Origin of the sequence: Andreprevotia lacus DSM 23236, from assembly GCF_900176275.1 — a bacterium.
Classification (GTDB): Bacteria; Pseudomonadota; Gammaproteobacteria; order Burkholderiales; family Chitinibacteraceae; genus Andreprevotia; species Andreprevotia lacus.
The window spans coordinates 1-10,352 of record NZ_FWXD01000058.1; the positions used below are offsets into that span (position 1 = coordinate 1).

Below are 10,352 nucleotides of genomic sequence, written 5' to 3' on the forward strand. Positions count from 1 at the left end.
GGTCAGATACCGTCTTGAAGGTCAAGCCTCGGCATCGCCATTTCTGCATTGAATGGCATGCCTGAGCGCACCACCCCAAAGATCAGATGTGCCAGCTTGCGCATGGCCGCGCCAACCACGGCCTTGGGCGCCAAGCCGTTGGCGCGCAGTCGTTCGCCGAATGCCTGCAAAGCAGGATTGTGGCGCAGCGCCACCAGCGCCGGCATGTAGAGTGCGGTGCGCGCACTGCGGTGACCGGCACGGCTGAGCATGGTCCGGCCTCTCACCGAACTGCCCGATTGCCGTTGCCGGGGCGAGACGCCCAGCCAGGCGGCCAGCGCTTTGGCGGATTCGAAACGGCGCACGTCGCCCACATAGGCCAGCATCTTGGCGGCAGTGGTGTTGCCAATGCCGGGAATGCTGGTCATCAGCATGGCATCGCGCTTCAAACCGGGGTGATGATCCAGATGGTCGTCGATGTCTTGTGCGATGCGGGCGATCTCTTGCGCCAGCCAGTCCAGATGATGCTGGATCGAATCGACCAGCGCCGCTTGCTGCATGGCCAAGGCGGCTTCCTGGCGGTTCTTCTCCTGCTGCTGGATGTCTTTGAGCGCCTGCAGCCGATCCACCCAGGCGCGCAAGGTGCGGTATTCCGCAGGCGGTGGCGTCCAGCATTCGGGCTGCATGACACTGCAAAAGCGCGCCAGCAGCGCGGCATCGACCGAATCGGTCTTGTTCCGGCTCAGCTCGCTTTGCGCAAAGCCCTTGATGCGTGCCGGGTTGACGATACTGACCGGCCAGCCCCGATCGGCCAGCGCCGTCGCAACCGTTTCCGAATAGGGACCGGTGGCTTCCATGCACAGATGGCTGTTGGTCGGCGTGGCATCGCGGTCCAGCAACCACTGCTGCAACTGCTGGTGGCCCTCCCGCGTATTGGGCACCACCTTGGACTTGTATTTGCCGTTGACCAGCAAAGCCAGATCCAGCTTGAGTTTGGCGACATCAATACCGATAAAGCAGCGCAGATCGTTCATCGTTCTTGGCCTTCCTCGTATGCGAGCTTGGCGCGCGTGTATTCCGCTTGGCGCTGGCTCAGGTTACCGTTCGGACTGAATGAACGAGAAACGGGCAGGTGTGCTTATCTGACCCACAGGCTTGTTGAGCGTACTCAATGGCCTAAAGTCTTGCCAGCATCATTCTGCCCGGCCTGCTCTGGCACCATGGTAGCTGTGTCGGGGCTGGCTGTATCAAGATACGAGGTCTTCGTGGCGGTACAGGCGCTCTATGCTCATCAGGTGTTCGAGTTGCGCCAGTTGTGCCGGGTCGGGCTGGTAATCGGGTTTTTCCGTTGTGGACGTTTCGGTGGTCGCGGAGGAGGGCGGTGTTTCGTCGCCGACGGCAGGGCCGTTCGCGGGTGGAAACAACAGATCAGCGCGAGGCCGGCGTAATAGAAAGCCGCAATAAAAAAGTGTGATGCCCAAGCTGCCATCAAAGGCATGCATGCGGGATGCGGTGGCGAAATCCTCGCCCATCGTCAACGCGCGCAGCGGCACCGACAAGGCATAAATCCCGCAACCGCAGATCAGCGTGACACGCACCAGGCGGCGCGGTTCAACCAGCTCGCTGCGCCAGTCGCGCAAGGCAGTCAGCGTAGTGGCCAGTGCCAGCAGCAAGGTGCTGGTGGACTGAAGGGTGGCAACCTTGCCCGCCCAAGGATGGTGTTGCGGATGCAGCCATACGCAGTTGACGGCGCCGATGCCGGCCAGCAGCAGCCATGGCAGTGCATGCCAGCGGCGCAGCCGGAAGTCGTCCTCCATCAGCGCGCGGGCAAACAAGAACATCACCCAGCTATTGCCGGCATCGAGTAGCGTGATCGGCAGGCGGGCCAAGCCCATGGGGGCGATCGGTGGGGTCGAGTTCACCACAAAGGCGATGGTGCCGATGGTCAGCAAGACGCCCAGCCGCGCAGCGAGTGCATGGCGGTAATCGCGCCACAGTAGCCAGGCAATCTGCAGCAGCAGCGCAATCTGGCCGCCGCGCAACAGCAGGGTGATCAGCAAAGCCGTATCGGACATGGCAGGCAGCGCGTAAAGGATGCCGCCATCTTGGTGCAAGTCTGCGCGGGCGTGCAAGCCCGGCAGATCAGGCGCCGGTCAGCTGGATGCCCGGTAGCTCGCTCACGCATACCTCGCGCACGATGGCGACGAAATCCTGCAGGTAGGCAGTGCCGGCGCGATCCTGCAGCACGGCGGCGTTCAACTCGGCGCGCAGGCCGCCCGGCGTGATCGGCCGCGCGGCGACGTAATCGCGCTCCAGATAGTGTTGCACGCTCCAGCCCGGCAGCGCGGCCACGCCACGGCGGCTGGCCACCAGCTGCAGGATGGCGACGGTCAACTCGGTAGTGCGGCGCTTGGGGTTGATGCCGGCGGGCTTGAGCACCTGGCGCACCAGATCGAGCATGTCATCCGGCACCGGGTAGGTGATCAGCGTTTCGTCGGCAAAGTCGGCCGCGTCCAGATGTGGCTTGGCGGCCAGCGGGTGGTCACGCGCCAGCAGCGCCACCATGTCATAAGCAAACAGCGGCAGGTGGTTGATGCCGGCTTCGGCCTCCGGCACCGACACGATGGCCAGATCGGCGCGGTCCTCGAACAGCAACTGCACCGGGTCGGCATGAAAGCCGGACACGATGTCCAGCTCCACCTCGGGCCAGCGCTCGCGGAAGGTATCCATGGCGGGCATCAGCCAGTCAAAGCAGGTGTGGCATTCCACCGCAATGCGCAGGCTGCCGGCTTCGCCCTCGCGCAGCTTGGCGATATCGCGCTCGGCATTGGCGATCATCGGCAGGAGATGGTCGGCCAGCTGCACCAGTTTGTCGCCGGCCGGGGTGAGCTTGAGCGGCGCGGTCTTGCGCGCAAACAGCGGCAGGCCGTAGTGCTCTTCCAGCTGGCGCAGCTGGTGTGACAGCGCCGATTGCGTCAGGAACAGCCGCTCGGCCGCGCGGGTGAGGCTGCCGGCATCGCGGATCGCGGCCAGGGTCTTGAGGTGGCGCAGCTCGAGCAGCGATTGCATGAAAATCTCTCAGTACATTCGTGAAAATAATGAGTTTGAATCATAGCCATGCAGCGCGGATCATGCAAACCACATTCATTGGATTGGAGATTTGCAATGACTATTGCTCATGTTCTGGGTTTTCCGCGCATTGGTGCGCAGCGTGAACTGAAGTTTGCGGTTGAATCGTTCTGGCGTGGCGACATCGGTGAAACCGAGCTGGCCGCCGTCGGCAGCACCTTGCGCCGCCGTCACTGGCAATGGCAGAAGGACGCCGGCCTCGATCTGGTCAGCACCGGCGATTTCGCCTGGTATGACCAGATGCTCAATACCGCTGCGCTGCTGGGCGCACTGCCGGCACGCTTCGGCTTTGATCCGAAGGCGCTCACACTCAAGCAATACTTTGAACTGGCGCGCGGCAACGCGGCGCAGCCGGCGCTGGAAATGACCAAGTGGTTTGATACCAATTACCACTATCTGGTGCCCGAGCTGGATGCCGAAACCCGCTTCGATGGTGGCGTGGACTGGTTCTTCTACGAGCTGGCAGAGGCGCGCTCGCAAGGCCATAACGTCAAGCCGGCGCTGATCGGCCCGCTGACCTTTTTGTATCTGGCCAAGAGCAAGGCCGCCGGCTTCGACAAGCTGGGTCTGGCTGGCCGCATCGTGCCGGCCTATCGCCGCATTCTGGAAAAGCTGGCCGCGCAGGGCGTGGAATGGGTGCAGATCGACGAGCCCATCCTGGCGCTGGAGCTGGATGCCCAGTGGCGCAATGCCTTTGCTCCGATCTACCGCGAGTTCTCGACCGCCGGCGTGAAGCTGCTGCTGGCCACCTACTTCGACAGCGTGGCCGAACATGCGCCGCTGCTGGCCAGCCTGCCGGTGGCGGGCTTACACGTCGATCTGGTGCGCGCACCGCAGCAACTCGACGCACTGCTGGCCGCATGGCCGCAAGACAAGGTGCTGTCTGCCGGCGTGATCGACGGCCGCAATATCTGGGCCGCAGACCTCAGCGCCAAGATCGAGCAACTGAGCGCTGCCAAGACACAGCTGGGTAACAAGCTGTGGGTGAGCGCCAGCTCGTCGCTGCTGCACACGCCGGTTGATTTGGCGCAGGAAGACCAGCTGGATGCCGAACTGAAGGGCTGGCTGGCCTTTGCCAAGCAAAAGCTGGACGAAGTAGTGGTGGTGCAGCGCGCGCTGAATGAAGGCCGCGGCACCGTCGCTGCGCAACTGGCGGTGAGCGATGCTGCCGCGCAATCGCGCCGCACCTCGGCCCGCATCCACAACCCGGCCGTCGGTGGCCGCGTGGCGGCACTGACCGGCGCCGATGCCAAGCGCGCCCATGCCTATCCGGTGCGCGCCGATGCCCAGCGCGCTTGGCTGAAGCTGCCCCTGCTGCCGACCACCAGCATTGGTTCGTTCCCGCAGACCAGGGAAATCCGCGCCGCCCGCGCCGCCTTCAAGCGCGGCGAGCTGCCGCAGGACCAGTACATTGCCGCCATGCAGGCAGAGATCAAGCTGGTGGTGGCCAAGCAGGATGAACTGGGCCTGGATGTGCCGGTGCACGGCGAAGCCGAGCGCAATGACATGGTGGAATACTTCGGCGAGCAACTGGCCGGTTTCACCTTCACCCGCTTTGGCTGGGTGCAAAGCTACGGCAGCCGCTGCGTGAAGCCGCCCGTCATCTTTGGTGACGTGAGCCGCCCGACACCGATGACCGTCGAATGGAGCCGCTACGCCCAGTCGCTCACCAGCAAACCGATGAAGGGCATGCTGACCGGCCCGGTCACCATCCTGCAGTGGTCGTTCGTGCGCGACGACCAGCCGCGCGAACAGACTTGCCTGCAGATCGCACTGGCCATCCGTGATGAGGTGGTGGACCTGGAGCAAGCCGGTATCAAGGTGATCCAGATCGACGAACCGGCCTTCCGCGAAGGCTTGCCGCTCAAGCGTGCAGCTTGGGATGCGTATCTGGAATGGGCGGGCCGTGCCTTCCGCGTGTCGGCTTCCGGCGTGGTGGACAGCACGCAGATCCACACCCACATGTGCTATTCGGAGTTCAACGACATCCTGCCGGCCATCGCCGCCATGGATGCTGACGTGATCACCATCGAAACCAGCCGTTCGGACATGGAGTTGCTCGAAGCGTTCGGCACCTTCGCCTATCCGAACGAGATCGGCCCGGGCGTGTACGACATCCACAGCCCGCGCGTGCCGCCGGTCAATGAAATGCTGCGGCTGATCGCCAAGGCGCTGGAAGTGGTGCCGGCCGAACGGCTGTGGATCAACCCGGACTGCGGCCTGAAAACCCGTGGCTGGCCGGAAACCGAAGCCGCGCTGAGCAATATGCTGCAAGCCACCCGTGAAGCGCGTTCGGCCATTGCCGAGGGCCGCAAGCTGGTGGTTGAGGCTGCCGGGCATCATGCAGCGCATGCTGCCGGCGCCTGCGGTTGCCATTGAGCATGAAATGACAAGGCCGGCGTTTGCCGGCCTTGTCGCAAGGAGATGCGATGTACGTGCAATGGGTGCGTTTCCGCCTCAAACCCGGCAGTGATCGCGCGCATTTCATGGCACTGATTGCCGAGATGTTGCGCTGGCTGCAGGCACAGCCGGGTTTTGCCGGTTATACCTTCTTCGACGGCGAGCGGGAATGCGCTGACTTGCTGCGCTGGCAGACACGCGCTGATTGCATGGCGGCCGAACGGGCGTTCATGCAGACGGCGCTGTCGGCGCAGCTGATTGCGCTGGTTGAGCCAGAGGTCGAGGTGTTTTTTGGCGCCGTGTCGCTGGAGGTTGTGGCTTGAACCAGCGCACGGCGCGTTACCTGAGTCATGCCGCTGGCGACGCTCTGCCGTTCAGGCTGTCGGGCGCACCATGAACGCAGGGAGCGCCTGACCGGCTACGGGGATGGCGTCAATGGCGGACGCTCAGCGGGCGGCCTGTTGGGCCGGGTTGACGGCATTGACCATGGCCGCAGCCTGCTTGGGCGGGAAGTAGCGCTCGAAGATGCGTTGCACCGTGCCATCGGCCAGCATGCCGTTGATCAGCGCGCGCCACTTTTCCTGTTCGACAGCACCCACGCTCTTTTTCGACATGATCACGCCATGCGGCACGGCGGGGTCGTCAAAATCCAGCAGCACGGTCTGGTCGCGCACCTTGTATTCGTCGAAGCTGGGGTAATCGAATGGTTCGATGATCATGCCCTGGATGCGGTTGAGCGCCAGGTTCTTGAACAGCGCATCGAAAGTGGTGGTGAGGGTGACGCGGTTCTGCTCGGCCAGCTTGTCATACATCTTGTTGGCCTGATCGCTGTAGCGAAAGCTGGGTATCGCGCCCAGCCGCAGTGCATCCTTGCGCAGGAAGTCTTCCGGTTTGCCGATGGCGGCGTCCTTGCGCACCAGCAGCGCGTATTTGTCGGCAAAATACCAGGCAAAGCCGGCAAATTGCTCGCGCTGCGGGTTGGTGATGCCGGACAGGCTGAAGTCCAGCTCGCCGGTTTCGATCAGCTTCCAGATGCGTGCGCGCGGCAGTACCGCCAGTTCGAACTTGCAGCCGCTGCGGCGGGCCATCTCGGTGGCGATATCCTTGTCGATCCCGGTATCGCTTTGCTGCGCGTACAGCAGGCCGTGGTCGTGAAATGCCAAGGTATAGGTGCGGTTGCAGTCAGGTTTGTCCTGCGCCCAGCAGCCTGTGCTGGCCAGCAGGGCGATGCCGGCCAGCCAGGCGCAGAAGCGCGGCACGGCACGGATAGAGGAGGTGGGCTTGGTCATGCAATTCCTGTCCGGCGGTCTTGGGCCGCCCCATTCATCGTAGTATGCCGTCAGCCTCTTTACCGATTTTGCAGAGGCGGGCTATGGATATCCACAATACTGGCAAATTGTTCTAGTGCGTAACATATTTGCTTTCGCTGAGGGACGGTGCCATGCCGCTTTCCTGCCGTCCGGCGTTGCCGGCTGATTTGCCGGCCATCGTCGACATCTATAACGCCAGCATCCCCGGCAGGCTGGCGACTGCCGATACCGAGCCGGTCAGTGTTGCCAGCCGCGAGGCATGGTTTGCCGCGCACCAGCCGCAGCGGCGCCCGGTCTGGCTGTGCGAGGAGACGGATGGGGCTGGCAGGATCAGCGTGGCCGGCTGGCTGAGCTTTTCCGATTTTTATGGCCGCCCGGCCTACGGGCGCACCGCCGAGCTGAGCATCTATGTGGCTGCCGCTGCGCAGCGGCAGGGCGTAGGGCGCTTTTTACTTGAGGCGGCGATTGTCGCAGCGCCCGGCTTGCAGATCGATACCCTGCTGGGCTTCATTTTCGGCCACAACCAGCCCAGCCTGAACCTGTTTGCACAATATGGTTTTGTGCGCTGGGGCGAGTTGCCGCGCGTGGCGGTGCTCGATGGCATCGAGCGCGATCTGGTGATCGTCGGTCGCCGTTTGGCTGGCGAGTGAACAGGCGCTACTCGGGTGCCTGTGGCTTGGGCAGCGCGGCAATGGCACGGTTGATGCGCTGCATCGTTACATCGTCCACCTGTTTGCTGCACAGCAGGTAGCGCAGATTGCCAGCCGGCAGGTCGGGCAGGTTGAGCCCCGCCAGTGGCAGGCCGCGCAGGCCGGCCTGGCGTCGCCACCAGCTGAATTCGGCCTGATCGACAAAGGCATAATCCACCCGCCCCAGCCCGACCTTGGCCAGATTCTGCTGCATGGTCTGCGCGGTGGCATCAATGTGGCCGCTGCGCTGGCGCAGCAGCTCATCCAGATAGCTGCCGTAGGCAAAACCGGCCACAGTGCCGGGGACCAGCGCCGGGTCGGCCACCAGCGCACCGGCACCGGCATAAGGCTTGAAGCGGGCCAGCCGGTCCGAGCGCGTTGCCACGATCATGGGGGGATCACGAAACAGTGGCTCGCTGAAACGGCCGAAGCGCTCGCGCTCGGCATTGCGAAACCAGCCCACCGAACAGACGGGCTGGGTGGCGTGCTCTATCTCCACCAACGCGCGCATGCTGGGGCGCGGCTCCACGCGCGTCCTGATGCCGGCCTGTTCGAACACGCGCTGCGCGTGGGTCAGCAGAAAACCGCCCGGCTTGTTGCCACTTGCCGACAGATAATAGTAGGGCGGCTTGTCGATGAAGGTGATCAGCAGCACCCCGTCGGACGCGATGGCGTGCCCCGCCGCCAACAGGGCAGCGAGCAAGGGTAGTGCGGGCAGCAATTTGCCGGGCATGAGGGTCCCCCGTAACGCGTGCTGCCAATATAGCAGCGCCTTCGCCGCTTGGTGCCGGCCTGCCGCAGAGGGCACAATAGCGCCGTGGATACTTCATACAGCTGCCAGCCGCTTGGCCATGTGCAAACACCGTTCCCGGACAAGTTCGGCATACCGCGCCAGCCCCGGCTGGCCCGCCATGCGCAAGGCGTGCTGCGCCTGCAGCCACCGTTTGACCGCGCCGAGGCGGTGCGTGGGCTGGAGGCGTTCTCGCATGTCTGGCTTACCTTCGTGTTCCACCAGACCGGCGGGCAATGGCAACCTACCGTGCGCCCGCCCCGGCTGGGCGGCAATGCCCGCGTCGGCGTTTTTGCCAGCCGCAGCCCGTTTCGCCCCAACAGCTTCGGGTTGTCGCTGGTCGAATTGCTGGATGTGCGTACCGATGACGGCGTGGTGCTGACCTTTGGCGGCGTCGATCTGGTCGATGGCACCCCCATTCTCGACATCAAGCCCTATGTGCCCTTTGTTGAAAGCCTGCCCGATGCGCGCGGTGGTTTCGTCGATGGCCCGCCGCCACAACTGGCGGTGCAGTTCACGGCCGGGGCAGAAGCTGCGATAGCTGCCGCGATGGTTGCCCGGCCGGCGCTGCGCGAGCTGATCATCGAAGTGCTGGCACAAGACCCGCGCCCGGCCTATGCCGAGCCTTCCGCGCGCATCTATGGCGTGCGCCTCTACCAGTACGACGTGAAATGGCGCTGTGATGGCGCGGTGGCAACCGTGCTGGCGCTCGATCCGGCCTGACTGGTAATCCCACCAAGCGATGGCGGATCAATTCGCCTAGAATGGCCCGTCGCAGCGGACTGCTGCGCACCAACTCAACACTGATGTTGCACCTGCCGGTGCATTCGAGCCCCGCCCCATGAATCGTCGCCATTTCCTGCTCGCTTTCTGTATCGCCACGCTGCTGTCGGCCTGCGCCACCAATGCGCCGGTTACGCCGGCCAACCAGCCCGCCACCGACCCGACCCCGCAGCCGGTGCGGCCGCTGAAAATCGGTCTGGCCTTGGGCGGGGGCGCCGCCAAGGGCTTTGCGCACATCGGTGTGATCAAGATGCTCGAGGCCAATGGCATCAAGGTGGACGTGGTGGCAGGCACCAGCGCGGGTAGCGTGGTGGGCAGCCTTTACGCCAGCGGGCTGGATGCCTTCCAGCTGCAGGAAACCGCATTCTCGCTGGATGAAGCCAAGATCCGCGACGTGGGCCTGCTGGGTGGTGGCCTCGTCAAGGGGCAGAAGCTGCAGGACTACGTGAATGGCCTTGTGGGCGGCAGGCCGCTGGAAAAACTGGGCAAGCCGTTTGCTGCCGTGGCCACCGAGCTGGAAACCGGCAAGCGCATGGTGTTCGTGCGCGGCAATACCGGCATGGCGGTGCGCGCATCCAGCAGCGTGCCGGGTGTGTTCGAGCCGGTGGCGATCAGCGGCAAGAGTTATGTCGATGGCGGCGTGGTCAGCCCGGTGCCGGTGGATGCCGCACGCGAGCTCGGCGCGGATATCGTGATTGCCGTGGACATCTCGGCCAAGGCCGATGGCAAGACGCCGCGCAATCTGCTGGGCGTGGCCGGCCAATCCATCGTCATCATGGGCCAGAAGCTGGGCGAGCTGGAGCTGGCGCGCGCCGACGTGGTGATTCGCCCGCGCGTGGGCAAGATCGGCCCGACCGATTTCGACCAGAAGAACCAGGCCATCCTCGAAGGCGAAAAAGCCGCGCTGGCGGCCTTGCCGCAGATACGCGCCAAGCTTGATGCCAAACGGCTGACTGCAGGCAAGTAAGCTGCGGAGCGTTGAGGGTAAAAAAGCCGGCATTTGCCTAATGCCAGTCAGTTAAGCGCTAGCCGCTGGTATTGAGTTAAAAAGAGGACGTGATTCACGCCCTCTTTTTACATGACCCCCCTGCACCACGAACTCGCACATACCCTGAGCCGGATCCCCACCAATCTGGATCGACTCAGTACGCTGATCGACCCCGACTGGATCGAACAAGCCCTCTCATCGTCCGGTAAAGCCTCAATCCGCAGGCGCAAGCTGCCAGCTGAACATGTGGTCTGGCTCGTCATCGGCCTTGCCCTGTTTCGTAA

At 63.8% G+C, this 10,352-nt stretch carries 10 protein-coding genes and 1 pseudogene; 6 read left to right on the forward strand and 5 right to left on the reverse strand.

Annotated features, from left to right (window positions below; all coding sequences use genetic code 11):
• Positions 1-2 precede the first annotated feature (2 nt).
• From B9A19_RS21495 to B9A19_RS21505, 3 genes are all read right to left on the reverse strand, one after another.
• A complete protein-coding gene (locus B9A19_RS21495; protein ID WP_084092270.1) occupies positions 3-1,013 on the reverse strand; it encodes an IS110 family RNA-guided transposase in 1,011 nt (336 codons plus the stop codon).
• 213 nt (positions 1,014-1,226) lie between these two features.
• On the reverse strand, positions 1,227-2,054 hold the full coding sequence (locus B9A19_RS21500; protein ID WP_139799049.1) for a hypothetical protein: 828 nt from the start codon (positions 2,052-2,054) through the stop codon (positions 1,227-1,229).
• A 67-nt stretch (positions 2,055-2,121) separates the two neighbouring features.
• The gene (locus tag B9A19_RS21505) at positions 2,122-3,048 is read right to left on the reverse strand and encodes a LysR family transcriptional regulator (protein ID WP_084093202.1); all 927 of its coding nucleotides are present in this window, start codon (positions 3,046-3,048) and stop codon (positions 2,122-2,124) included.
• 96 nt (positions 3,049-3,144) lie between these two features.
• Here B9A19_RS21505 and metE point away from each other — a divergent pair, with 96 nt between their 5' ends.
• Together metE and B9A19_RS21515 are read left to right on the forward strand one after the other, a co-directional pair.
• Entirely contained in the window at positions 3,145-5,487 is a 2,343-nt protein-coding gene (gene metE / locus B9A19_RS21510) for a 5-methyltetrahydropteroyltriglutamate--homocysteine S-methyltransferase (protein WP_084093203.1), read from the forward strand.
• A gap of 50 nt (positions 5,488-5,537) precedes the next feature.
• The gene (locus B9A19_RS21515) at positions 5,538-5,831 is read left to right on the forward strand and encodes a hypothetical protein (RefSeq protein WP_084093204.1); all 294 of its coding nucleotides are present in this window, start codon (positions 5,538-5,540) and stop codon (positions 5,829-5,831) included.
• Positions 5,832-5,954: 123 nt separating this feature from the next.
• Here the strand turns inward: B9A19_RS21515 and B9A19_RS21520 are convergent, their stop codons facing one another.
• A complete protein-coding gene (locus B9A19_RS21520; protein ID WP_084093205.1) occupies positions 5,955-6,797 on the reverse strand; it encodes a substrate-binding periplasmic protein in 843 nt (280 codons plus the stop codon).
• A 152-nt stretch (positions 6,798-6,949) separates the two neighbouring features.
• On the opposite strand from B9A19_RS21520, the gene B9A19_RS21525 reads away from it, so the two are divergent.
• A complete protein-coding gene (locus B9A19_RS21525) occupies positions 6,950-7,468 on the forward strand; it encodes a GNAT family N-acetyltransferase (RefSeq protein ID WP_084093206.1) in 519 nt (172 codons plus the stop codon).
• Positions 7,469-7,475: 7 nt separating this feature from the next.
• Here B9A19_RS21525 and B9A19_RS21530 read toward each other — a convergent pair whose 3' ends face one another.
• A complete protein-coding gene (locus B9A19_RS21530; RefSeq protein WP_084093207.1) occupies positions 7,476-8,240 on the reverse strand; it encodes a substrate-binding periplasmic protein in 765 nt (254 codons plus the stop codon).
• Between the two features lie 84 nt (positions 8,241-8,324).
• Here B9A19_RS21530 and tsaA point away from each other — a divergent pair, with 84 nt between their 5' ends.
• From tsaA to B9A19_RS23525, 3 genes and pseudogenes are all read left to right on the forward strand, one after another.
• Positions 8,325-9,020: a tRNA (N6-threonylcarbamoyladenosine(37)-N6)-methyltransferase TrmO gene (tsaA, locus tag B9A19_RS21535; protein ID WP_084093208.1), complete on the forward strand. Its 696-nt coding sequence runs from the start codon at positions 8,325-8,327 to the stop codon at positions 9,018-9,020.
• 118 nt (positions 9,021-9,138) lie between these two features.
• Positions 9,139-10,047 carry a patatin-like phospholipase family protein gene (locus B9A19_RS21540; protein ID WP_084093209.1) on the forward strand — a complete coding sequence of 303 codons (909 nt, stop codon included), beginning with the start codon at positions 9,139-9,141 and terminating at the stop codon, positions 10,045-10,047.
• Between the two features lie 192 nt (positions 10,048-10,239).
• A pseudogene (locus B9A19_RS23525) lies at positions 10,240-10,352 on the forward strand (transposase domain-containing protein); the annotation flags it as partial.

Excerpts from the sequence above, each read along its gene's own strand:
- B9A19_RS21495 (WP_084092270.1), bottom strand. The coding sequence starts at position 1,013 with ATGAACGATCTGCGCTGCTTTATCGGTATTGATGTCGCCAAACTCAAG.
- B9A19_RS21500 (WP_139799049.1), bottom strand. The coding sequence starts at position 2,054 with ATGTCCGATACGGCTTTGCTGATCACCCTGCTGTTGCGCGGCGGCCAG.
- B9A19_RS21505 (WP_084093202.1), bottom strand. The coding sequence starts at position 3,048 with ATGCAATCGCTGCTCGAGCTGCGCCACCTCAAGACCCTGGCCGCGATC.
- metE (WP_084093203.1), top strand. The coding sequence starts at position 3,145 with ATGACTATTGCTCATGTTCTGGGTTTTCCGCGCATTGGTGCGCAGCGT.
- B9A19_RS21515 (WP_084093204.1), top strand. The coding sequence starts at position 5,538 with ATGTACGTGCAATGGGTGCGTTTCCGCCTCAAACCCGGCAGTGATCGC.
- B9A19_RS21520 (WP_084093205.1), bottom strand. The coding sequence starts at position 6,797 with ATGACCAAGCCCACCTCCTCTATCCGTGCCGTGCCGCGCTTCTGCGCC.
- B9A19_RS21525 (WP_084093206.1), top strand. The coding sequence starts at position 6,950 with ATGCCGCTTTCCTGCCGTCCGGCGTTGCCGGCTGATTTGCCGGCCATC.
- B9A19_RS21530 (WP_084093207.1), bottom strand. The coding sequence starts at position 8,240 with ATGCCCGGCAAATTGCTGCCCGCACTACCCTTGCTCGCTGCCCTGTTG.
- B9A19_RS21540 (WP_084093209.1), top strand. The coding sequence starts at position 9,139 with ATGAATCGTCGCCATTTCCTGCTCGCTTTCTGTATCGCCACGCTGCTG.